Source organism: Heyndrickxia vini, assembly GCF_016772275.1.
GTDB classification, from domain to species: domain Bacteria; phylum Bacillota; class Bacilli; order Bacillales; family Bacillaceae_C; genus Heyndrickxia; species Heyndrickxia vini.
The window spans coordinates 2,148,807-2,171,043 of record NZ_CP065425.1; the positions used below are offsets into that span (position 1 = coordinate 2,148,807).

General features: G+C 35.8%; 25 protein-coding genes. 9 read left to right on the plus strand and 16 right to left on the minus strand.

Going from position 1 to position 22,237, the window contains the following annotated elements:
- Positions 1–197: 197 nt before the first annotated feature.
- Complete coding sequence (locus I5776_RS10830; RefSeq protein WP_202780605.1) at positions 198–1,118, minus strand: MBL fold metallo-hydrolase; 921 nt, start codon at positions 1,116–1,118, stop codon at positions 198–200.
- Between the two features lie 273 nt (positions 1,119–1,391).
- Between I5776_RS10830 and I5776_RS10835 the strand changes: the two genes are divergently transcribed.
- Both I5776_RS10835 and I5776_RS10840 read left to right on the plus strand, forming a co-directional pair.
- Positions 1,392–1,853, plus strand: coding sequence for a flavodoxin (locus I5776_RS10835; RefSeq protein WP_202780606.1), 462 nt, complete (start codon positions 1,392–1,394; stop codon positions 1,851–1,853).
- Positions 1,854–1,881: 28 nt separating this feature from the next.
- Entirely contained in the window at positions 1,882–2,322 is a 441-nt protein-coding gene (locus I5776_RS10840; protein ID WP_202780607.1) for a YtoQ family protein, read from the plus strand.
- 29 nt (positions 2,323–2,351) lie between these two features.
- Here the strand turns inward: I5776_RS10840 and I5776_RS10845 are convergent, their stop codons facing one another.
- Positions 2,352–3,128 (minus strand): carbon-nitrogen family hydrolase, encoded by a 777-nt coding sequence (locus I5776_RS10845; RefSeq protein WP_202780608.1) that lies wholly within the window; start codon positions 3,126–3,128, stop codon positions 2,352–2,354.
- 90 nt (positions 3,129–3,218) lie between these two features.
- On the opposite strand from I5776_RS10845, the gene I5776_RS10850 reads away from it, so the two are divergent.
- Complete coding sequence (locus I5776_RS10850; protein ID WP_202780609.1) at positions 3,219–4,385, plus strand: pyridoxal phosphate-dependent aminotransferase; 1,167 nt, start codon at positions 3,219–3,221, stop codon at positions 4,383–4,385.
- 92 nt (positions 4,386–4,477) lie between these two features.
- The gene (locus I5776_RS10855; protein ID WP_202780610.1) at positions 4,478–5,410 is read left to right on the plus strand and encodes an RNA polymerase sigma factor; all 933 of its coding nucleotides are present in this window, start codon (positions 4,478–4,480) and stop codon (positions 5,408–5,410) included.
- A 50-nt stretch (positions 5,411–5,460) separates the two neighbouring features.
- Here the strand turns inward: I5776_RS10855 and I5776_RS10860 are convergent, their stop codons facing one another.
- Positions 5,461–5,973, minus strand: a complete 513-nt coding sequence (locus I5776_RS10860; RefSeq protein WP_202780611.1) for a hypothetical protein — start codon at positions 5,971–5,973, stop codon at positions 5,461–5,463.
- 350 nt (positions 5,974–6,323) lie between these two features.
- Between I5776_RS10860 and fmdA the strand changes: the two genes are divergently transcribed.
- The 3 genes from fmdA (at position 6,324) to I5776_RS10875 (ending at position 8,349) form a co-directional block, all read left to right on the plus strand.
- Entirely contained in the window at positions 6,324–7,502 is a 1,179-nt protein-coding gene (gene fmdA, locus I5776_RS10865; RefSeq protein ID WP_202776442.1) for a formamidase, read from the plus strand.
- A gap of 23 nt (positions 7,503–7,525) precedes the next feature.
- Positions 7,526–7,798: a zinc ribbon domain-containing protein gene (locus I5776_RS10870; protein ID WP_202776443.1), complete on the plus strand. Its 273-nt coding sequence runs from the start codon at positions 7,526–7,528 to the stop codon at positions 7,796–7,798.
- Positions 7,799–8,058: 260 nt separating this feature from the next.
- Complete coding sequence (locus I5776_RS10875; protein ID WP_202776444.1) at positions 8,059–8,349, plus strand: hypothetical protein; 291 nt, start codon at positions 8,059–8,061, stop codon at positions 8,347–8,349.
- Between the two features lie 85 nt (positions 8,350–8,434).
- Here I5776_RS10875 and I5776_RS10880 read toward each other — a convergent pair whose 3' ends face one another.
- The 4 genes from I5776_RS10880 to I5776_RS10895 form a co-directional block, all read right to left on the minus strand.
- Complete coding sequence (locus tag I5776_RS10880) at positions 8,435–8,599, minus strand: hypothetical protein (RefSeq protein WP_202776445.1); 165 nt, start codon at positions 8,597–8,599, stop codon at positions 8,435–8,437.
- A gap of 50 nt (positions 8,600–8,649) precedes the next feature.
- Complete coding sequence (locus I5776_RS10885; RefSeq protein ID WP_202776446.1) at positions 8,650–9,192, minus strand: GNAT family N-acetyltransferase; 543 nt, start codon at positions 9,190–9,192, stop codon at positions 8,650–8,652.
- Between the two features lie 111 nt (positions 9,193–9,303).
- A complete protein-coding gene (locus I5776_RS10890; RefSeq protein ID WP_202776447.1) occupies positions 9,304–9,549 on the minus strand; it encodes a hypothetical protein in 246 nt (81 codons plus the stop codon).
- A gap of 78 nt (positions 9,550–9,627) precedes the next feature.
- Positions 9,628–10,248 (minus strand): sterol desaturase family protein, encoded by a 621-nt coding sequence (locus I5776_RS10895; RefSeq protein ID WP_246483772.1) that lies wholly within the window; start codon positions 10,246–10,248, stop codon positions 9,628–9,630.
- A 215-nt stretch (positions 10,249–10,463) separates the two neighbouring features.
- Here I5776_RS10895 and I5776_RS10900 point away from each other — a divergent pair, with 215 nt between their 5' ends.
- Positions 10,464–11,288, plus strand: coding sequence for an aldo/keto reductase (locus tag I5776_RS10900; RefSeq protein ID WP_202776448.1), 825 nt, complete (start codon positions 10,464–10,466; stop codon positions 11,286–11,288).
- 690 nt (positions 11,289–11,978) lie between these two features.
- On the opposite strand, the gene I5776_RS10905 is transcribed toward I5776_RS10900, so the two are convergent.
- The 8 genes from I5776_RS10905 to I5776_RS10940 form a co-directional block, all read right to left on the minus strand.
- Positions 11,979–12,947 (minus strand): sugar phosphate isomerase/epimerase family protein, encoded by a 969-nt coding sequence (locus I5776_RS10905; protein WP_202776449.1) that lies wholly within the window; start codon positions 12,945–12,947, stop codon positions 11,979–11,981.
- A gap of 22 nt (positions 12,948–12,969) precedes the next feature.
- The gene (locus tag I5776_RS10910) at positions 12,970–14,007 is read right to left on the minus strand and encodes a Gfo/Idh/MocA family protein (RefSeq protein WP_202776450.1); all 1,038 of its coding nucleotides are present in this window, start codon (positions 14,005–14,007) and stop codon (positions 12,970–12,972) included.
- A 78-nt stretch (positions 14,008–14,085) separates the two neighbouring features.
- Complete coding sequence (locus tag I5776_RS10915) at positions 14,086–15,117, minus strand: Gfo/Idh/MocA family protein (RefSeq protein WP_202776451.1); 1,032 nt, start codon at positions 15,115–15,117, stop codon at positions 14,086–14,088.
- Between the two features lie 58 nt (positions 15,118–15,175).
- Entirely contained in the window at positions 15,176–15,898 is a 723-nt protein-coding gene (locus I5776_RS10920) for a ThuA domain-containing protein (RefSeq protein ID WP_202776452.1), read from the minus strand.
- 69 nt (positions 15,899–15,967) lie between these two features.
- Positions 15,968–16,795: a carbohydrate ABC transporter permease gene (locus I5776_RS10925; protein WP_202776453.1), complete on the minus strand. Its 828-nt coding sequence runs from the start codon at positions 16,793–16,795 to the stop codon at positions 15,968–15,970.
- Between the two features lie 28 nt (positions 16,796–16,823).
- Complete coding sequence (locus I5776_RS10930; protein WP_425490378.1) at positions 16,824–18,089, minus strand: carbohydrate ABC transporter permease; 1,266 nt, start codon at positions 18,087–18,089, stop codon at positions 16,824–16,826.
- 201 nt (positions 18,090–18,290) lie between these two features.
- On the minus strand, positions 18,291–19,595 hold the full coding sequence (locus tag I5776_RS10935) for an ABC transporter substrate-binding protein (protein ID WP_202776455.1): 1,305 nt from the start codon (positions 19,593–19,595) through the stop codon (positions 18,291–18,293).
- A 44-nt stretch (positions 19,596–19,639) separates the two neighbouring features.
- Positions 19,640–20,638: a LacI family DNA-binding transcriptional regulator gene (locus I5776_RS10940; protein WP_202776456.1), complete on the minus strand. Its 999-nt coding sequence runs from the start codon at positions 20,636–20,638 to the stop codon at positions 19,640–19,642.
- A 301-nt stretch (positions 20,639–20,939) separates the two neighbouring features.
- On the opposite strand from I5776_RS10940, the gene I5776_RS10945 reads away from it, so the two are divergent.
- Positions 20,940–22,058: a CAP domain-containing protein gene (locus I5776_RS10945; protein ID WP_202776457.1), complete on the plus strand. Its 1,119-nt coding sequence runs from the start codon at positions 20,940–20,942 to the stop codon at positions 22,056–22,058.
- Positions 22,059–22,105: 47 nt separating this feature from the next.
- On the opposite strand, the gene cydS is transcribed toward I5776_RS10945, so the two are convergent.
- Complete coding sequence (gene cydS / locus I5776_RS21620; protein ID WP_258223506.1) at positions 22,106–22,228, minus strand: cytochrome bd oxidase small subunit CydS family protein; 123 nt, start codon at positions 22,226–22,228, stop codon at positions 22,106–22,108.
- Positions 22,229–22,237 lie beyond the last annotated feature (9 nt).

Below are 22,237 nucleotides of genomic sequence, written 5' to 3' on the forward strand. Positions count from 1 at the left end.
TTTGATAAGAACAAAGATATATTGTCCTGAAAGTTTCTGAATTATGCAATCTGTGGAAAAACTACCTAATATGTTTAAGCAAGAAAAGTTTTGACAAAGGACAAAAGCGGAAGCGCCTTGCATATCGACGTAAAAAAAGTGATATGTGAATTTACACATATCACTTACCCAAATGAGAATTAATATTTATTATTCTATTATTTAACTTGAATTGTCTCTCCTAAATTCATTATCTTTAACATTGATTTATCTAATTTTCTTCTTTCCCATTCCACAATCAGTCGATCAAGCGCTTCTTTCGGTGTATCGTCGGCTAATCGAAATGCTCCGAAATGCATTGGAACAAAATATTTTCCGTTCACATCTGAAAATACTTTTACAGCCTCTTCCGGATTGATATGTTGGGACGACATGAACCACTCCGGTTCATATGCACCAATTGGAATTAATGCAAAGTCTATTTTGTATTTTCTACCAATTTCTTTAAATCCTTCAAAATAACCGCTATCTCCAGCAAAATAAATGGTTTTTTCAGATGTCTCTATAATCCACCCGCCCCAATGTGATGTATTTGTATCAGTTAAAGATCTTTTCGTCCAATGTTGGGCTGGAACAAAGGTAAAGTTTACATCACCAATGATAAAACTATCCCACCACCTAAATTCCTTTACTTTTTGGAACCTTTTTCTTTTAAATAGAGGTTTTAGTCCCATTGGAACAAAATAAACTGGGTTACCTTTTAGCTTTTTAATCGAAGGGAAATCCAGATGATCATAATGACTATGAGAAATTAAGACAACATCAATTTCAGGCATTTCATCTGGTTGTATTCCCGGCTTAGATAAACGTATGTCAAATCCCATCCGATTTGCCCATACAACGTCAGTTACAATATTTAATCCATTCATTTGGATAAGAAAAGATGAGTGTCCAATCCAAGTAATCGTAGTTTCATGCCTATTCGAACGTAAGTATTCAATTTTTTTATCGGTAAATTGTGGAACAATATATGTTAAATCCTTCTTTTTCATTCGACGTTCACGCTGCCATTTAAGTAAATCCCTAAATGAATTAATATTCCTATTTCCATTTAAATTCGTGTATCTTTCTTTTCCCATTAGGTAGCCTCCCATGTAATACCTTTTTACATTGGTTTGTCCCCAATTTTTATACAATTTTCTAAAAAAATCAACTAATAAATGGTTGTCTTTGTCCCGTTTACTTAATAAATGTTAAACTATTCATAACATTTCGTTATGGAGAGTGATAGTTTAAGGGAAAATATGATAGCAATGTAGTATAACAATGAAATATTCTATTAAGAAATATACGAGGTGATATGTTAAGATAAACATGAACAACATCGTTAATTAATAAACAGAGGTATTGTCATGAAAAAAATATTACTCGTATATGCAAGTATGACTGGTAATACAGAGGTCATAGCGGAAATAATTGAAGAGGCAATAAAAGAAGAAGGAATCGAAATTACCGTTCGAGAATCCCTTCGTGCTAATCCAAAAGAAATGCTAAAATATGATGGAATTATACTTGGTTCCTACACATACGAAGGCGGCGTCATTGCTGATGAATTTATGATTTTTTACGAAGAAATGGACGCTTATGATTTATCTGGAAAAACCGTAGCGGTATTCGGATCCGGTGATTCCTTTTACGAACAAACATACTGTGCTGCAGTAGATTTGATTTCTGAAAAATTAACTGATATTGGGGCAACAGTCGTTTTAGAAGGGCTCAAAGTTGATTTAATGCCTGAGGGCGAAGAAGAAGAACGATGCCGTCAATTCGGGAAAGAATTTGCAAAAAAAATACTAGAATCAACAAATGGGTAAATACTCTTAATTTTTGGAGGGAAGCAAAATGGAACTAACTGTATATCTGGCCGGCCAAATCCATGATGATTGGCGGGAACAACTTATTCAAAAAGCGAAGGAAAAAAACTTGCCACTTCACTTTGTTTCTCCACAAACGAATCACGATAAATCAGATGATATTGGGGAAGAAATACTTGGTAAACAACCAAATAATTTCTTTAGAGACGATGCCGCGTCGAGTATTAATAATTTTCGTACACAAGTTCTTATGCAAAAATCAGATGTCGTTATTGCTCTCTTCGGGGAAAAATATAAACAGTGGAATACAGCAATGGATGCAAGTGCTGCAATTACTATGAATAAGCCGACAATAATTGTTCGCCCGGATTCTTTAATTCATCCATTAAAAGAACTTTCAAACAAAGCAAATGTAACTGTAGAAACTATCGATAAAGCACTAGATGTGTTATCATATATTTTCGAATAACCGGACAAGGGTCATGCCCTTGTCCTTTTTTAATACAAATCTTTTCTTCTATCTTTAAAAATGGGAATCGTATTACGAACTTTCTCCACTTCTTCCAGATCAAGATCAGTGTAAAATATCCCCTCCGACGTATGGCCATTTAATAATCGTTCTCCCCATGGTGCAATCACCAGCGAATGTCCGTTATATTCATTATTCGGATCGGATCCCACACGATTTACTGCCACAATGAAGCACTGATTTTCAATTGCCCGTGCTTGCAGTAATATTTCCCAATGATCAATTCTTTTCTTCGGCCATTGTGCTACAACGAACATCAACTTTGCACCATTCAATGTGTGCTTCCGCATCCATTCGGGAAAACGAATATCATAGCAAATAACACCACCACATGTAACCCCACCGAGATCAAATATATTATCTTCCGTCCCTTTTTCTAAAAACTTGTGCTCATCCATTAATTGAAATAGATGGGTTTTGTCATATTCCGCAATCATTTTCCCTTCCATATTGAAAACGTACATTGTATTGAAAAATTTCCCTTTTTTACGCGTTGCTACGGAACCACCAACGATAGTAATCTTATATTTTTGAGCAAGTCTTTTGAAAAGTTTTTTTGTTTGCTCTCCATTTTCATCTGCTAATTTAGGTAATTGTTCTAAGGCATACCCTGTATTCCACATCTCCGGGAAAACGATGACATCTGCAGAAGCTTTTGCTGCTTCGACCGTGTATTTTTCAATAATACGAATATTTTCCATTGGATTAGCAAAAGCGATATCCATTTGCACACAAGCAATTTTCATTCGTTCCTCTCCTCTAGACATATTTATCTAAATAGTATAAAGTTTCTAATAAAAATATCAATCATTTTACATAGAAGGTGAATGAATCGGATGGATTTCTCTGAGCGTTTAAAAAATTTACCAGTTCAATTTTTTGCATCACTTGTTGGAAAAGTAAATAAAGCGATTGAGGAAGGACGGGATGTTATTAACTTAGGACAAGGCAATCCGGACCAGCCAACTCCCCCTCATATTGTAAAAGCATTGCAAGATGCAGTAGAAGACCCACAGTCACATAAATATTCCCCTTTCCGTGGTCTAAAAGAATTAAAACAGGCGGCGGCAATTTTTTATAAAAACCAGTACGATGTCACCATTGACCCCGCTTCGGAGGTGGCGATCCTATTTGGTGCAAAGGCAGGATTAGTTGAATTGCCTATGTGTCTACTAAATGAAGGTGAACTAATGCTTTTACCGGACCCGGGTTATCCAGATTATCTATCAGGTACGGTTTTAGCCAATGTTCGATATGAAACTTTTCCCTTAAAGTCGGACAATCACTTTTTACCAGATTATGAATCAATCCCAAACAAGCAAAAAGAAGCGGCAAAATTAATGTACTTAAATTATCCGAATAATCCTACCGGGGCTACTGCAGATTTAGACTTTTTCAATAAAACGGTTGAATTCGCAAAAGAAAATCAAATCACTATCCTCCATGACTTTGCCTATGGAGCAATTGGTTTCGACGGTAAAAAACCCATCAGCTTCCTTCAAGCCGATAATGCGAAAGATGTTGGCGTTGAAATGTATACTCTATCAAAAACATATAATATGGCTGGATGGCGTGTAGGTTTTGCAGTAGGAAACCCAGTAATTATTGAGGCACTAAACCTCATTCAAGATCATTTATATGTCAGTCTCTTCCCTGCCATTCAAAAGGCGGCGGTTGAAGCATTAACTGGTGATCAACGATGTGTGAACGAATTAATATCCTGTTATGAAAGTCGTCGAAACGCATTGATTCAAGCATGCCTGAAAATTGGCTGGGACGTTCAAGCCCCTGCAGGGTCCTTTTTTGCTTGGCTACCCGTTCCAACACGATTCACAAGCGAAGAGTTTGCTAATTATATTCTCGAACACGCCGATGTAGCAGTAGCGGCTGGAAAAGGATTTGGAGAATATGGAGAAGGGTATATCCGAGTTGGATTGTTGGTTTCGGAAGACCGATTAACTGAAGCAATTGAACGAATTGAGAAGTTAAAACTATTTATTTAGACTATTATTTAAAAATTTATGACTATATATTGTATAATTTTAATCTTTATATTCGTTATACATATGTAAATGATTTTTAAGGAGGATGCTCATTGTCTAATGAAGTTAATGAACAATCACGTGAAATCCGGCAAAAGTTTGATGCCCTAGTTGCAAATTATGGAGATGATTTCTGGAACTATTGTCGCTATTTAACAGGATCCCCCTGGGATGGTGAGGATCTATACCAAGACACTATGTTAAAAGTGTTAGGTGGTATGTATCAACGTTGGCACCCTACGAATCTCAAATCTTATCTTTTTCGGATGGCAACAAATGCTTGGATTGACCAATGCCGACGTGAGAAGCGAAAAATAGAGTTATTAGCAGAAGTACACCAAGAGCAAGAAAATCCAATCGATCAATCCGTTATTGAAGATGCTTTAGAACAGCTTTCGCACCTATTTTCACCCAAACAGACAGCACTCTTTTTACTTATGGAAGTCTTCCATTTTCAAGCAAATGAAGTAGCAAGCATAATTAAAACGTCCCAAGGGGCTGTATATGCTACTCTAAACAGAATGAGGAATAAATTAAAAAGCAAACCGGCACAAACAAAAACTGCGATTAAAAATGATGATAGGAATAATAAAGTTATTCAAACCTATTTAAAAGCTTTTAATGAAGGGAACTTGGAAGGAATACTCCAACTGTTAAGTGAGAATGTTCACTATGAAGCTTCACTCGGTTTCATTGAAATATCTAAGGATGAGGTTAAAAATGGATCACTTCAATATGGTTTGCCAGGGCATACAGCAAAAGAATTCACATTATGGGGCAAATCTGTCATTATCGTACTTGCCGATTCCGAAAGCGGACCGCTCGTTCACGATATCCAGTACCAACAGGTTGAACATGACAAGATCGTTTACCACCGTAGTTACTTTTTTAGAAAAGAACTTATTATTGCAGCATGCAAAGAACTTAATTTGAACCCACAATTGAATAAATCACCCTTTTTAAATTGGGAAGCTATTACTCAGTAATAGGATCATCCATTAAAAAAGAGTTTGGAATTCCAAACTCTTTTTCTTATTTATTGTAAATAAATAGTCCAATTTTCAATGAAATCTACCATATTAATAACACCCATTAATAAAACGAATAATAAAAATGGAACAGCTAGACTTTTAAAGGTGTGACCCCATTTATAGTCAATATTTCTTTTCATTAATAATCTATCTACAATAAGGTAAAGAATTGATGCAGTGAGACTAATCAAGAGCAATACGGATCCAAATAGAAGATGGAACAATACTGTAAGATAGATCTCAAACCTACTATTCTTATTTCTTGCAATCTTGTTCGCCAATATATCACTTACTATAGATGTGGCCGTTCCATAAATCAAGATCACTGGAAAGCTATACAATAAATAGACTGGTGTAGAATTAACCATTCTCCACAAATAATCTTGAACAGATGATATCTCCTCACCGAAGGGATTTGGAATAATGACTCCGAATAACACAGCATAAAGAGAACCCGCAATAGATGCAGTAATTAGTTTCCGGCGTAGTAAATTTAACCAGTCTACTTTTGAATTCATCTTGTTCACTCTGATTCCGCTTCATCATCGTATATACCCAATGAATATATTCATAATTTTAACATTAATTAACTAATAATCCAGTCACAATAAGGAATTCGAATAGATTTTGTTTGGTTCCAACTCAGTTCTATAAAAGCCAGGTAAGTCTATTGTTTTTGATGATTCCTATTCAAGAATGAATCTTTCATTACACTGTCTCATATAGTATACAAATGAGGACACAACTTAGTTTTTTAAAAGAAAATTAGTAGGATATTGCCTAATTGGATATTGCCTAATTCGTAAATTATCCTCATTGATACTTTAAAAGTTTTTGTAGAATAATTAATCGTTTAGGGGGAAAAAGAATGCCAAAAACATTATTTCATGTCGATTTACGTAAACCAATGAATGAACAAGCCCATCCAGGACATAACAGATGGCATCCAGATATTCCAGCTGCCTTTTCAGTTGATCCCGGAATTTCTTTTCGAATGGAATGTAAGGATTGGACAGATGGACAAATAAGCAATAATGATAATCCGAATGATATTCGTGATGTCATCCTTTCACGTGTTCACGTTTTAAGTGGTCCCGTACATGTTAACGGGGTCGAACCCGGTGACTTACTCGTCGTTGATATATTAGATATAGGTGCTTTGGCAGAATCGGAATGGGGTTACAATGGAATATTTGCAAAAGAAAACGGTGGAAGTTTTTTAACTGAGCATTATCCTAATGCCGCTAAATCTATATGGGATTTTCATGGAATCTATACAACTTCAAGACATATCCCAGGAGTAAAATTCGCCGGAATCATTCATCCCGGACTTATTGGTGTCGCCCCCTCTTTGGAGCTCTTACAAAAATGGAATAAACGTGAAGATGAACTGAAAAAGACCGATCCAAACCGTGTTCCCGAATTAGCAGCAAGTCCAGATCCACAAAATGCCGTGTTAGGAACACTAAAAGGAGCAGAATTTGATCGTGTCGCACGTGAAGGAGCAAGAACGGTGCCTCCAAGAGAAAATGGCGGAAATTGTGATATTAAAAATCTTTCAAAAGGATCTCGCATTTACTTCCCTGTCTTTGTTGACGGTGCTAAACTTTCCGTTGGAGACATTCATTTTTCACAAGGTGATGGCGAAATTACTTTCTGTGGCGGAATAGAAATGGCAGGATGGATTGATCTTCGGGTTGATGTAATTAAAGGCGGAATGGAAAAGTACAAAATAAAAGAAAATCCCGTCTTTAAACCTGGCCCTGTGGAGCCACATTACTCTGACTATTTAGTTTTTGAAGGAATATCAGTGGATGAAACAGATGGAAAACAGCATTATTTAGATGCTCATATTGCATATCGTCGAGCATGCTTAAATGCGATTGAATACTTAAAAACACTAGGTTATACAGGAGAACAAGCCTATATGCTATTAGGAACTGCACCTGTTGAAGGCAGAATCAATGGAATTGTAGATATTCCAAACGCTTGTTGTACGGTTGCAATTCCAACACAAATATTTGATAAGGATATACTGCCCAAGTAAATGATGTAAGGAGTGGATATCACATGCCTAGCTATACGTTTCACTGTAAAACTTGCGGAAACTTTACACTATTTTTTTCAACAATGAAAGGAAATAAATCGCATGCAAATTGTCCTAATTGTTCACTAGAATCCAATCGTGTATACTATCCGCCAAATTTATATTCCTACAGTAAAGAACTTCGAACTAGAATTGAAAGAGGCATGGAACCACGAAAAATGACAATAGAAGAACTAGGGCCTAAAAGGACAAAAAAAAGTTCCAATTTGCAAAGACCCTGGCAAGTTGGCCATTAAAAGAAAAAAGGGACAAAGTCCCTTTTTCTCTTTTAACTCTTTTCTTCATTTGAACTTGTTAGGGAATTGTTTGACAATCCCCTCAATCTTTTGCATACTCCTTTTTTAATTTTCCATATTTAGTATCTATTAAATTTTTCATCCTATTCTCAAATATGCGGGTAAACTATCTATTGTTATTATTAATTATTCCGCTTCTAACTATGTTCTGACAGAATAGTTAATGGTATAATTTACATAAAAAAGGGGATTATAAGAACATGGACTCACTATTACGTTTTTATAAAATAATCATCGGATTTGTTGAATTGTTTTTTGGAATACCATTTATTGGAGGAGCCATCATCATCGGTCATGCATGGGCACCACTTGGGGCATTAATATTTTTTCATTTTATTGGTTTAGTTTTATCATTTATTGCGGTTAAAGCTAAATCCGGATCCGTGTTTGGAATAATTGGGAATATTATTGCTTTCATCCCGGTAGTTGGAATGATCATGCATATATTAATTGGATTAGTAAACGTGTATCAAGGAATTAAGGATAAATAGCAGTTTCCATGTAAATTGCATTTAAAAAAGCTAACATTTGCTGTTAGCTTTTTTGATTGGAACAAAGAACCAGCGCTCTTGTCCATTAATAAGGAAATTTAGATGAGTTACGAAACTGTTCATCAGCTTCCATTTGGTTTAAATTTCTTTCAGGACGTTTTGTCCCTTTTTTATAAAAAATAAACGATACGACTAATAACAAAATGATGACTCCCCAAAATATCCAACCAAATAATGTTATAATCCCCACCCCATTCCACACTAAATTGTTATGATAACTATTTTATGCGGGTGCATCCCTTAATGATTCCATTCATGTGCTAACATTCCGTAGACGATATGATCTACAAAATGATCATACAGCCATTCTGCCTGCCTAATACATCCTTCATTCATAAATCCAAGTCTTTCTGGTATCGCACGACTTTTATTATTTTCCGCTGCGGCCCTAATTTCTACCTTATTCAGCTTCAGTTCACGAAAGGCATAATCAGTTAACGCTTTAGCCACCCTTGTCATGATCCCCTTCCCCTGATACGCTTCACTTAACCAATATCCTATTTGGGCAGTTTTATTGGACCAATTCATTTGATTGAAGCCAGCAGTTCCGACAATTTCCCCATTATAAAGGATGACTGTAGTTAAATTTCTATTTTCACTATATCCTTTTAAACAACCAGAAATAAAATTTTGCGTATCTTGGATCATCGTTGTTGAATCCAACCATGGCAACCATTCACGCAAATATCCTCTTGATTGATTGGTTAGTTCAAAAACCTTTGCAGTATCAGTTAAATCAATTAATTTTAATGACAAGTCATTATCAATTTTGTAAAGAAACATGTTCTCCCTCTTTTCCAGGACACTATCAATGGGGCAATTGTCTATAAAAGTTCCATTTGTTTATTTTTCAAAAATGTATTCAAATATTAATTAGATCGCAAACTTCTTTCACTATTCATCTTCAAACTCTTCCGGCTCGTTGTCTATATAAATTGTTTTTGAGTTGTAATTGAATCGTAGTTTTAACCCCCATGAAGAACTATTCGATTCAAACGAATCATCATTAATCGTAAATTGAATTAAAATATCATTATCCCAATCTAGCAAAACAAATTCGTTGTCATTTGAGTATAATTTACAATTAATATGTGCAACTAAATTCCATCCGTCTTTTAACTCATGAAATACTGTTTCCATTGCATCCATTCCCTTGCTTTTTGTATTTGTTTTATCTCACATTTATTATACCAAAAAGGAAATCTATTTAGTCTTGTATTATTGTACTCTCCTTTCTAAATTTTTCACCGTTTCACTATTCTCCACTTCATTTTGATTTTTTAATGTGCCGAATAGAACATCAACAAACGGATTCGATACACCATACCAATAATTTTCATTTTTAAAGTGGTGCAGCATATGAGTTTTCTTTACCCACAAGCCGAATTTCGTTTTAGGCTTTATTGGACGATGTGCAACATAATGCCGCCATTCATAAATAAGCAGCATGACTATTAGTCCAATTCCAAATGCCAGCGTACCGGCGATCGTACGTGTGAACAAGTAAAAGACGAAGGATAAAATAATGAACTGAGGAATACTATACCAAATTGGCAAAAACAATAATTTTAAGTCGTTGGGATGTTTATGATGATCATAATGCAGCCGTTTTAATGCTTTTAGAAAAAAAGGATTTCTCGGAGCCTTTAAATGAAAAAGAAAACGATGGGTTAAATATTCACTAAAAATAAAAAACACTAACCCGATGCTAAAGCAAAGTAAGGTGAATAAAGTTAGTCCCATTATAGTTACACTACTAACAAACCCAACCAAAAGAATCATCATTACTAAAATATCAAAATGCAGGAAAAAATCACGATACAAATTTTTCGTTTTCATCCGACTCCTCCTCATTTGTATGACCAAGCTTTTTAGAATAATTGCTAATTCCATTTTATTATTTACAAAGCGTTTTATCAAACTATTCTTAGTTTTACGCCAACATAATGGATGAATGTAAAATAATTTCAGTAATCAAACTCCATTATTTGAAAATGATATAATAAACTTGGTATTCTTAATATGTATTAAAAAATTTTAGGGAGAGATGCTGAATGAATCATGTAACGTTAAACAATGGTTTAAAAATGCCACAGCTTGGCTTTGGTGTTTGGCAAGTGAAAGATGATGAAGCTACAGCTGCAGTTACGAAAGCGATTGAAGTGGGCTACCGATCCATTGACACTGCTATGATTTATGAAAATGAAAAAGGTGTTGGAAAAGCACTCAAAGATACATCTGTACCTCGCGAAGACCTCTTTATTACTACTAAAGTTTGGAATAGTGATCAAGGTTATGAAAATACATTGCGTGCATTTGATGAAAGTTTAGAAAAATTAGGATTGGATTATGTTGATTTGTATTTAATCCATTGGCCAACTCCCGAATTTGATCAATATGTTGATACATATAAAGCACTAGAAAAGCTTTATCATGATGGTCGTGTGAAAGCAATTGGTGTTTGTAACTTTGAAATCGAACATTTAGAACGCTTACTAAAAGAATGTGATGTCAAACCTGTCCTTAACCAAGTTGAATGTCATCCTTTCTTATCACAAAATGAATTAAAAGAATTTTGTGCAAAACATGAAATTTTCGTTGAAGCTTGGAGCCCACTTCAACAAGGTGGAGAAGTGCTAAACCACGAGACAGTACAACAAATCGCTGCGGCACATGACAAATCTCCAGCACAAGTCATTTTACGCTGGCATTTACAAAACAATACAATTGTCATTCCAAAATCAGTTACACCATCTAGAATCGAAGAAAACTTTAACGTATTCGACTTTGAACTTAGCCACGACGAAATGGAATCAATTAACAAACTAAACAAAAACGAACGAAAAGGTCCACATCCAAATGAAATGAACCGCCGTTAATATTGTATAAAAAGGGACAGAAAACTTAAGGAGTTACGTTTCCGTGGGGAAACATACCAAATAGTATGCTAATGAGCATGTAAAATCGCAACCTAATCTTGATAATTGTTGTTGTCAACATGTTAATTACTGATTGATATTCTATTGGGTTTGTTGATTTTTTTACTTAATTAGATAATTGATATCCTCTTTCAAGATAACCAATAAGCGGACATTTTCCGGTTAACCGGCAGAATAAACATCGGTTCAGGGTATATTAGCGGAGGTTTTCCGTTTAAGTAAAGCAAAATTACTTATTTTCACGGTTTTCGAGTTAATAGTCGTAAATTTCCGCTTATTCAAGGTATTTTCAGTGCTATTTTCTAATTAAGGGAAATTTCTCCGCTTATCGAGCTCGATTTTGCGTCTTCCTTTAATTAAACAAAAAAACATATTAAAGACAGAAGCTTGGGAAAAATCCCAAGCTTTCGTGTGCTAATTATGTTGTTTTTCAATGCTACGAGTTCTTATGTTATTATTTTCTCTACGTTATCGAAACTACTTAAGGTTTACTGCTCCACTCTTTTATAAAGTCCGTTATCAAATGAACGATTACTATTGCTTTATCAAGTAAAAAAGCGTGATCGCAAATCAGAAAATCGTCCTCAATTCGAAAAAATGATGCATAGTAAAAACCTGGTCCTAAGTATATTAAACCCACCACATATTTGTTGGTTGTTCACCAATAAGTATTGTTTGAAGGTTTTTCACCGCTCGTTTGAAGCCCTCATCAATTGACATAATTGGATCCTCATGTTCTATGCTTACAACATAGTCGTAACCATACGTACGCAGAGCACTCATCATGTCGGACCACTCTTGAAGTCCATGACCGCAACCAACGGAGCGAAATGACCATGCTCTTGATCGAACTTCGCTATATGGCTGCATGTCGGTTAGTCCGTACATATTCACATTGTCTTGATCAATATAGGTATCTTTTGCATGAAAATGATGAATCGCATTTTCCTTAGCTAATATTTTAATCGCACCAACAGGATCAATTCCTTGCCACCAAAGATGACTCGGATCAAGGTTCGCGCCAATGGCATCGCAAGTCTTTTCACGTAATTTTAAAAGTGTATACGGAGTATGAACTAAGAAACCTCCGTGAAGCTCAAGACCAATTCGTACGTTATGATCTTTTGCGAATTGTCCCCATTCCTTCCAATATGGAATGAGTTTTTCTTCCCATTGCCATTTTAAAACTTCCGTATATTCGTTTGGCCATGGAGCAATTGGCCAATTAGGGTACTTTGCACCTTCATGGTCCCCAGCTGTACCGGAAAAACAATTGACAACCGGCACGCCCATTAAAGAAGCTAATTTCACCGTTTTAACAAAGTCATTGTGACATTTTTCCGCAAACTCCCTATCAGGAGATAACGGGTTACCGTGGCAGCTAAAGGCGCTTATTTCCAATCCTCTTGATTTAACCTCATTTAAATATGCTTCTCTTTTCGTTTCACTATCAAGCAATTCATCAAGTTTACAATGTGCATCACCCGGATATCCACCCGTACCAATTTCAACAGCTGTAAGACCAGCATCTTTCACATAATCAAGCATATCTGTAAACGACTTATCTGAAAACAAAACTGTAAAAACACCAAGTTTCATTTATATTCCCCCTCACTTTCAATTATAGTTGGACACTCTTTTGTTTTTCACTGCTTTTATAAATAGCCTCCATTATTTGCGATACTTGTAAAGCTTCTTCAGGTTTCACAATTTGTTCAGAACGATTTAATATCGCGTCTACGAAGTTCTTCGCTTGCAAATAGCCAGGATTCTCTGTTTCCGGTATCCAGGTTGCATCACTGTTAAACAACATTCCATGCCTGGCATAATTCAGCTTCAATGGAAATACTTCAATGCCTCCTTGGTCTCCTGAAATGCTTACACTTTCTTTATCACTTTCAATATTGGCGGACCAAGACACTTCCAATAACATCGATGCTCCGTTGGCAAATCGAACATACCCTGTTACATGATCATCCACATTAAAGGTCTCATGATTGAAATCCCCCCATTGATTCACCTGTTCGGGCTGATTGCTTAAAGCATGATAAGTGGTGCCTGACACCTCCACAGGTTTTGGATTCCCCATTAACCAGAGAGAAAGGTCTAATAAATGACATCCGTAATCAATCAGACTTCCGCCCCCTTGAAGATCCTTATTAGTAAACACACCCCAACCTGGGACTTTTCGTCTTCTTAATGCTTGGATTCTAACAACAAGAGGCTGACCAATTTCATTTGCAACCATGATACGTTTTGCACCTTGTGATTCCTTCATAAAGCGATAATGAAATCCAATGTTTAAAACTTTTTCTGCTTTTTTAGATGCGTCAATCATCGCTTTACATTCCGCAGCTGACATTGCCATCGGCTTCTCACAAAGGACATGAATTCCGGCGTTAAGGGCAGCAATAGTAATTTCTGCGTGAAACTTATTCGGTGTGCAAATAACAACAGCATCAATCACCGCAAACATTTCCCGATAATCGTTATACGCATGTGGAATGCCAAAGCTTTCAGCCACTTCTTGAGCACGATCGAAATTAACATCACAAACCGCTACAATTGAAACATCATCATTTAACATTAAAAAGGCGGGGATATGTCTATCAACTGCAATTCCACCTACACCTACAATTCCTAGTTTTATCTTACTCATTTTGCACCTCCCCTTCCTCTATTAAAATATGAGTTAATTATTTATATTATTTAAAGTGCATCTATAATTGTTTCACATTTATAGATGCACTTTTTCGACTTTCCCAGTTTTACTTGATTCCAATGCAGCTAAAATAACTTTTAATGATTTCATACCTTCTTCTCCGTTTATTGGTACTTCACTATTTTCAACAATACTATTAATAAAATTTTCTATTACGTGGGTATTGTTTTGACCGCCATCTTCATTAGACTGGATTTTCCCTAATTCATATTTAACAACTTCACCATTCTTGTATTGTACGACTAATGAATAGTCCGGATGATCTTCCAAACGAAGAATGGCATTTTCTCCATAAATGATCGTTGAGTTATCTTCACTTGAAACATAGGACCAACTTGCGGCAAGTGTTCCCATAATTCCACTTTCTGTTTTCAAAATGCAAACAGCATTATCATCAACCGTCGTTTCTTTTTTAGCAACTGTATCTACAAAAGCAGCAACTTCTACAATGTCTTCGTTTAATAAATAACGAAGTAAATCGGTTTTGTGCACACCTAAATCACCCATTGCCCCGATAAATGCTTCGTCTTTCTCAAAAAACCAACTATTTGAGCCATCGGCACTCCATCTTTCTGGTCCGCCATGACCAAATGCTGTCCGGAAACTATAAATTTTTCCTACATCACCTGATTCTATTAATTTACGCGCTTTCACATGAGAGCTGACAAATCGCTGATTATGGGCAATCATCAACTTTTTACCATTCCTTTGTGCAGCTTCAATCATTGCTTTCGCTTCTTCTTCAGATGTAGCCATTGGCTTTTCACAAAGAACATGTTTTCCGGCATTTAATGCCGCAACAGAAATGGGTGCATGAAGATAGTTTGGCGTACATACACTAACTGCTTCAATTTCATCGTCCGCAAGGAGCTCTTCATAGTTCTTGTAAAATTTCGTTCCATATTGCTCCGCTCTTTCTTTAGCACGATCTTCAACGATATCGCACACTGCAATAATTTCTGCATTTTCATTTATTACATACTCTGGGATATGACGATGTGTGGCAATACTTCCGCAACCGATAATACCAACTTTAATCTTACTCATCCTTTATTCCTCCTTTTAAATGATATTTTTTCGTATTAAAAATAAAGTTTTTAACCAACTATTTTATTGATATTTCTTCTAAAGGTTTTGCATTTCCATAAACGGGTCTTTCATGCTCCGTCGGTGCAGTCCATTTAACGGCATTCGTAATGACGCGCTGAATTTTTTCATTATGGTATGTTGGATACGTTTCATGTCCTGGTCGGAAATAGAAAATTTTCCCGTTACCCCGACGGTATGTACAACCGCTTCGGAATACTTCTCCACCTTCGAACCAGCTTAGGAATACGAGCTCATCTGGTGCAGGTATATCAAAATGTTCACCATACATTTCTTCTCTATCTAGTTCAATGTATTCGCCAATTCCAGATACAATAGGATGACTTGGATCCACTACCCAAAGTCTTTCACGGTCATCTGCTTCACGCCATTTTAAATCACAAGAAGTCCCCATTAATGTTTTAAATACTTTTGAGAAATGTCCGGAGTGAAGGACGATTAATCCCATCCCATTAAGAACGTGTTGGACTACTTTTTTAACTACTTCATCAGATACTTCGTTATGTGCAATATGTCCCCACCATACAAGAACATCAGTATTGGCTAAAACCTCATCAGTTAAGCCGTGTTCAGGCTCATCCAATGTTGCTGTTTGAACATCTGCTCCCTCCTTTTCTAGAAAGCTAGCAATCGCTCCATGTATTCCATTTGGATAATTTTGTGCAACTACGGGATTTTTCTTTTCGTGTCGATGTTCATTCCAGACTGTGACTTTTACCATGTTTAAAACACTCCTTTTTTTTAATAATCGTCCTATGGCTTTTTATAAAGTCGGCTCCATTTATCTTTTCTATTCTTTTACCGAACCACTCGTAAGACCTGAAACGATTCGGCGCTGAAATGCTAGTACTAAAATAACTAATGGAACGGTTACAACGATTGTAGCAGCCGCGATTTCCCCCAGCGGAATGGAAAATTGACCTTGGAACATAGCTATTCCAACTGGGACAGTTTTAAATTTTTCATCCGTATTGATTGTTAAGGCAAATAGAAACTCATTCCACGCCGCGATAAACACGAGAATAGCTGTTGTAAAAATCCCCGGTGCCGCTAATGGAAAAATCACCTTCCAATATGTTTGCATCATTGAAGCACCATCGATTTTCGCGGCTTCTTCTAAATCATAAGGAATCTTTCTAAAAAACGTTACAAGAATCCAAATCGATAATGGGAGAGTAATCGTCGTATAAGGAATGATTAATCCCAAATAAGAATTTGTTAAGCCAAGATTTTTCAAAAAGATGTAGATGGGTGAAATCGTAGCGATTTGTGGAAACATCGAAACGGACAACACAAGGCCGAGAATAAATGTTTTCCCTTTAAATTGAAAGCGCGCAATCGCATAAGCCGCGAAAGAAGCGATAAATACGGTATAAATCGTTGTGATCGCTGAAACGACGAAACTATTCCATAGATAACGAACAAAAGGATAGTCTAAAAAGACAGACATATAGCTCTTTATCGTCGGTTTAGTAGTAAAAGGAGTAAATGCTTTATCACCAAAAAGTTCTGTCATTGGCTTAATGGAAGTAATCAACATCCACAAAAATGGAAACATGACAACAAATACAAACACAAACAATAAAACATAAAATAAAAAACTAGACTTTTTTTGCATTAACATTCTCACCCCTTTACGATTAGGTTTATTTGCCCGATCGATCTCCTAATAAATCCCTTCCAAGGAATTTAATATAGATCATGGATATGATGGCAACACAGACAAACACGATGACGGAAATGGCTGAACCATTACCAAAATTTGTTTGTGAAAACATCGTTTTATAAGCTAGGATTGAAATCGTTTCCGTTGAGTTTGCCGGACCTCCGCCCGTCATAACCCAAATCAAATCGAAAACCCTAAATGCATCGAGGGTACGGAATAATAATGCTACTAGTAAGCTTGTTTTTATCAACGGGAGTGTGATAGAAGTAAATTGCTTCCATTTAGTTGCTCCATCAATAGAGGCTGCTTCGTATAATGAACTTGGAATCGTTTGTAATCCGGCTAATAATAACAAAGCCATATATGGTGTTGTCTTCCATACGTCTGCAAAAATAACCGAGAACATCGCTCCAGCTTGCGACGTCAATAAGTTTGACATACTATCAACTAAACCTACTTTTTCAAAAATCATTGCTACAATTCCATTTTGACCGTCATAGAGATACTTCCACATTAAAGCGGAGACAGCTGTTGGAATTGCCCAAGGTATAAGTATAGTGGCACGGATCAACCCGCGACCAACAAATGCTTTGTTAATTAATAGTGCAATAGCAAGACCTAAAACGAGTTCAAGAAATACGGAAATTACAGTAAAGGTAAAAGTATTACCAAGTGCTCGCCACATTCTTTTATCTGTTAGATTATCTTCATAATGCTTGAATCCAATAAAGGTTGGTTCCACTACTACTTGCTTCATGGCAGATGATAATCCGACAAGCTTAACTCCTTGTGACAGTTTTGTCTCTTTGGATATCTTTTTTATATTTTTAGAGATTTGTTCTGTAGTTTTTTGAAATTCTTTCGCTGTTTTTTTATTAATTTTTAAAAGCGCTATACTTGGATTAATTTTCTCCATGTTTAGCAGCTTATCATTTACAATATCGTAATTTTTACCAACTGCTGAATTTTTTCTAATTTCTTCATCTAATGCTTGCAAATCAGTTTTTACACGTTGTAATTCTTCTTTTGCATGACCATTTCGAATTTCATTATCAATTCCACCCACTAAAAATGGGTAATTATCTAAGTATCGTTCAAGATCAAAACTATAGGATAGATGTGTTTCAGATTTTGTTGGGCTATTTAATTTGAGGTCAAACATACTAAAATAGAATGATTGCAGTACTGGCCAAACTGAAATGACTAATATTAAGATTAATGCTGGCGCAATTAACGAATAGGCCATGAATTTTTCAGTCGACTTTTTCTTTACCTTCCCCTTCTTTTGGTCGCTTTTATGGTATTTGCTCATTTTTTCACTCCCTTAAACAAAAGCTCAATTCACATTAGTAGCTTTAGAGGTGGATTCTCATTCTGCAAAACACTTCTATTAACCTATTAATAAGGTATTAGCCTCCAAACGAAGGCTAATACAATAAAATCCACGTTATTTTATCAACTTTTCGTTCATTTCCTTTTCCATATTTTTCACAGATTCTTCAACCGTTTGTTTACCTGCGATTGCCTTTGAAACCTGAATTTGAATGATCTCAGAAATTTCTTGATAATTTGGCGCAACAGGACGTGCTACAGCAGCGTTTAAACCAGCTTGGAAGTTTTTATCTGCAAAAGTAGGGTTTGCATCAAGTACTTCTTTGTCTTCAAATAGTTTAGTAATTGTTGGTGCGTGCCCACCGTAAATTGCATCAATTTTTTGGCCTTCGGCACCTGCCATGAACTTTAAGAATTCCCAAGCTTCTTTCGGATGTTTACTGTACTTGTTGATACCAGCCATCCAACCGCCAAGTGCTGCTGCAGATCCTGCATCACCAGCCGGAAGTGGAGCAATCGCTACTTTACCCGCAATTTTTGACTTTTCAGAATCATTTGCACTTGCATATTCATATGGCCAGTTACGAAGGTAAGGAGTTTGCCCTTCGATAAATGCTTGGTCGGATTCAATCTCTGTAAATGTAGTTACATTTCCGGGAACTACTTTAGATGTTGCTACTTCTACTAACTTCTTCAGACCCTTGATTGCCTCGGGGCTATTGATGACCACTTCATTTTTTTCATTAATAAATTTACCACCGTAGGCTGCTACAAATTCAATCGCATTACAAACTAAACCTTCATACTGTTTTGCTTGCATCACATAACCAAATTTTGTACCGCCTTTGCCTTTCTTTTCTTTCGCACTTGCTAGAAGTTCATCCCATGTTTTAGGAACTTCATCCTTTTTCACTAAATCGGTTCGGTAGAAAAGAAGTCCTGCATCAATAAACTTTGGTAATGCCCATTGTTTTCCGTTAAATTGAGCGGCAGAAAGGGCACCTTGGTTGTATTCATTTAAATCAATGCCATCTTGTTGGATAAAACGATCTAGAGGTAATACATAATCTGCTTGAGCAAATTCAGCCGGCCAAACAACATCCATATCAAAAACATCAATTTCCGAGGATTTTCCATTGAATGCTGTAATATAAGCATCATGCTGTTGTCCGGAATCCGCTGGCTTTTCATCAAATTTAACTTTGATGTTTGGATGTGCTTTTTCAAAAGCCTCTACCATTTTAGTCGTACCTTTTGTAACGTCCTTCCCTCTGGCATAAACGATGGTTACCTTTTCATCTTTATCTTTGCTCTTTCCATCTGTTTTATCGGTAGATGCATCTTTACTAGAACATGCACCAAGTGCTAGGGATAATGACATTGCCACAGCTAGAAACTTCATCTTCTTTGCTTTTTTCATACTGCTCCTCCTCTTTTTGAATCCGTATTGGTATACCTTTCATATCACGTGGAAGCCCTTACAATTAGCTGCAAAGATAGTAAACTATCGAACTCATTTTCTTGATTTTTCTTTTCAATAATATCCATCATGAGTTTACTTGCCTTATGTCCAATTTCTAGTATTGGTTGTTTAATCGTCGTAATTTGCGGCTCAATCATTTCAGCTATTGGCTGATCATCAAAACCAATCACAGCAATATCTTCCGGAACACGTAATCCATTAGCTTTTGCCTCAGTAATTACTCCTGCAGCAACCATATCACTTCCCGTAAAAATAGCTGTAGGACGTTCCTTAAGACTAAGCATTTTTCTTAATGTCATTTTACCGCCTTCAATATCCGTATCTTCTCTTATGATAAATTCTTCTCTGACCGGTATGTTATATTCCGCAAGTGCCATTTTATAACCTAATTCTCTCTCCATTGTTAGCTTGCTAAAATTTTTTCCATATTTTGCTTTGCAATAGGCTATTTTTGTATGTCCTTTTTCAATCAAGTGTCGGGTCCCGATATAACCACCGTAAACTTGATCTAACCGAACAGTTGGGACATTCGCTCGGGTCTCAAATTCATTGCAGAGGACAATCGGACCAAATTCGCTGAAACCTTCAATTTTATTCCAGTCGTTTTCAATAGAGGTTAAAATAATTCCATCCACTTGCTTTGTTTTTAACAGATTTAAAAAATATATTTCTTTTTCTTGGCTGTACCGTGTTTGACAAACGAGTAAATGATACCCACGTTCATTTGCCACCGTGTCAATTCCTTCTAATAAATAGGCAAAAAAAGGATTTGTTAATATTGGAACTAAAACAGCAATCGTTTCTGTTTTCTGGCTTCTAAGCTTTTGTGCGGTTGAGTTTGGGTAATAATGCAATGCCTCCATTGCTTCTTTTACTAATTTCTTTTTCTCATCGGAAACATAAGGATGATCGTTAATTACCCTAGAAACAGTAGCACGCGATAAGCCAGCAAGTTTTGCTACATCGGCAATTGTTGCCAACTACTATCCCCCCTATTCTCTCCCTCCTTCGACATATGATAAATACACAAAGGACTGAAATCGATTTCATGAAATCGGTTTCATGAATTATTTTAATAATTCTGAATCAATTTTTCAACAGTTATTTTTAAATTTTTAAAAATTTTTTGAAAACAACCCATTGACTGTAAGACGAAACTTTAACGATTATCTCCAAATTTCCCAACCTGTCATTTTCCCCGAACAATGCAATTTTTATGTATAATTGTTATAACTTCTACCGTTATTGGCGAAGATTTTATTAAAACAGGAGGAAAAAATGATGCTTCGTTTTATTATTTTAGTAGCTTGTATATGTTTATTCATTTTTTCCTGGCCAACGATTGATAAAAAGCTAGAAAAAACCGAATATCATGAGACGATTGATTTGATTGAATCTAAAGTTAAGAATTTTGATATAAAACCTATCGTCAATAAGTTTCAACACATATTAAATAATTTAGGTATTGAAAAAAATGAACAATTGCAAAAACAACCGAAATCGGAAGAAAAACGAAATGAGAAGGTTTCATTGAAAACACCAACTTCTCACATGTTTTCCATTCATAATATTGAACTCGGTGACAGCAAAAAAAATGTTGAGAAACAAGTGGGGATAGCAAGGCGTGCATCGATGAACGAATACGGAACGAAATGGTTTGCTTATCATGAAAACTACCATTATTTTTTCATGGCAATGTATGATGAAAATCATCGAGTAACCGGATTATACTCGAATCAAAATTTATTAACATCTACTAATGGTATTAAAATAGGTGTGTCAAAAAAATCAGTTCGTTCTAAACTTGGCGATCCTTTATCAGGAATCCGCAAAGGATTTATCATGTATCAATTTCAAAAAAATAGTGAATATGATGTATTTCTAATTGATAATATGTATGTAACGATTTTTTATGACAAATATTCGGATAATACTGTTACAGCTATCCAATTGATAAGTAAAAATGTTGAACAACAGAAAAAGGACTATTATACGAAGGCGAATCAAAAGTTAGAGGAAGGGTTTGAATATCAATTATTTGATTTAACAAATGCATCACGGGTTAACCATCAACTTCCAATTTTATCATGGGATCAGCATGTCAAAATAACAGCGCAGAATCATAGTAAGGATATGGCTGAACATCAGTTCTTTGATCACACTAATCTTAAAGGCCAATCACCATTTGACCGTATGAATCAAGATAATATAAGCTTCCTTTTAGCAGGAGAAAATATTGCTTACGGTCAGCTCAGTAGCATTTTTGCTCATGAAGGATTAATGAATTCACTTGGTCATCGCAAAAATATTTTGCTTAAAGGATACAAATACTTAGGCATTGGTGTTGCGTTTAATGAGGATTCACAACCTTTTTATACTCAAGATTTTTATGCAAAGTAAGAAATTATAATAGGGTGTTCAAATTGAACACCCTTATTAAGTAGTATTTATGATTCTTGCTCTTTATCCCACTTTTTCACTGGTCCGTCTTTTAACCCTGCGAAAAATCCCACCCCTATTGAAAGGGCAACAATGATAAAGGGGCCATAGAAAATTAAAAAGTTCTCCATAAATATTCC

Excerpts from the sequence above, each read along its gene's own strand:
- I5776_RS10830 (WP_202780605.1), bottom strand. The coding sequence starts at position 1,118 with ATGGGAAAAGAAAGATACACGAATTTAAATGGAAATAGGAATATTAAT.
- I5776_RS10915 (WP_202776451.1), bottom strand. The coding sequence starts at position 15,117 with ATGAGTAAGATTAAAGTTGGTATTATCGGTTGCGGAAGTATTGCCACA.
- I5776_RS10845 (WP_202780608.1), bottom strand. The coding sequence starts at position 3,128 with ATGAAAATTGCTTGTGTGCAAATGGATATCGCTTTTGCTAATCCAATG.
- fmdA (WP_202776442.1), top strand. The coding sequence starts at position 6,324 with ATGCCAAAAACATTATTTCATGTCGATTTACGTAAACCAATGAATGAA.
- I5776_RS10945 (WP_202776457.1), top strand. The coding sequence starts at position 20,940 with ATGCTTCGTTTTATTATTTTAGTAGCTTGTATATGTTTATTCATTTTT.
- I5776_RS10850 (WP_202780609.1), top strand. The coding sequence starts at position 3,219 with ATGGATTTCTCTGAGCGTTTAAAAAATTTACCAGTTCAATTTTTTGCA.
- I5776_RS10905 (WP_202776449.1), bottom strand. The coding sequence starts at position 12,947 with ATGAAACTTGGTGTTTTTACAGTTTTGTTTTCAGATAAGTCGTTTACA.
- I5776_RS10895 (WP_246483772.1), bottom strand. The coding sequence starts at position 10,248 with ATGAAAACGAAAAATTTGTATCGTGATTTTTTCCTGCATTTTGATATT.
- I5776_RS10860 (WP_202780611.1), bottom strand. The coding sequence starts at position 5,973 with ATGAATTCAAAAGTAGACTGGTTAAATTTACTACGCCGGAAACTAATT.
- I5776_RS10885 (WP_202776446.1), bottom strand. The coding sequence starts at position 9,192 with ATGTTTCTTTACAAAATTGATAATGACTTGTCATTAAAATTAATTGAT.
- I5776_RS10910 (WP_202776450.1), bottom strand. The coding sequence starts at position 14,007 with ATGAGTAAGATAAAACTAGGAATTGTAGGTGTAGGTGGAATTGCAGTT.
- I5776_RS10935 (WP_202776455.1), bottom strand. The coding sequence starts at position 19,595 with ATGAAAAAAGCAAAGAAGATGAAGTTTCTAGCTGTGGCAATGTCATTA.
- cydS (WP_258223506.1), bottom strand. The coding sequence starts at position 22,228 with ATGGAGAACTTTTTAATTTTCTATGGCCCCTTTATCATTGTTGCCCTT.
- I5776_RS10840 (WP_202780607.1), top strand. The coding sequence starts at position 1,882 with ATGGAACTAACTGTATATCTGGCCGGCCAAATCCATGATGATTGGCGG.
- I5776_RS10890 (WP_202776447.1), bottom strand. The coding sequence starts at position 9,549 with ATGGAAACAGTATTTCATGAGTTAAAAGACGGATGGAATTTAGTTGCA.
- I5776_RS10835 (WP_202780606.1), top strand. The coding sequence starts at position 1,392 with ATGAAAAAAATATTACTCGTATATGCAAGTATGACTGGTAATACAGAG.
- I5776_RS10870 (WP_202776443.1), top strand. The coding sequence starts at position 7,526 with ATGCCTAGCTATACGTTTCACTGTAAAACTTGCGGAAACTTTACACTA.
- I5776_RS10920 (WP_202776452.1), bottom strand. The coding sequence starts at position 15,898 with ATGGTAAAAGTCACAGTCTGGAATGAACATCGACACGAAAAGAAAAAT.
- I5776_RS10930 (WP_425490378.1), bottom strand. The coding sequence starts at position 18,089 with ATGGCCTATTCGTTAATTGCGCCAGCATTAATCTTAATATTAGTCATT.
- I5776_RS10875 (WP_202776444.1), top strand. The coding sequence starts at position 8,059 with ATGGACTCACTATTACGTTTTTATAAAATAATCATCGGATTTGTTGAA.
- I5776_RS10925 (WP_202776453.1), bottom strand. The coding sequence starts at position 16,795 with ATGCAAAAAAAGTCTAGTTTTTTATTTTATGTTTTATTGTTTGTGTTT.
- I5776_RS10900 (WP_202776448.1), top strand. The coding sequence starts at position 10,464 with ATGAATCATGTAACGTTAAACAATGGTTTAAAAATGCCACAGCTTGGC.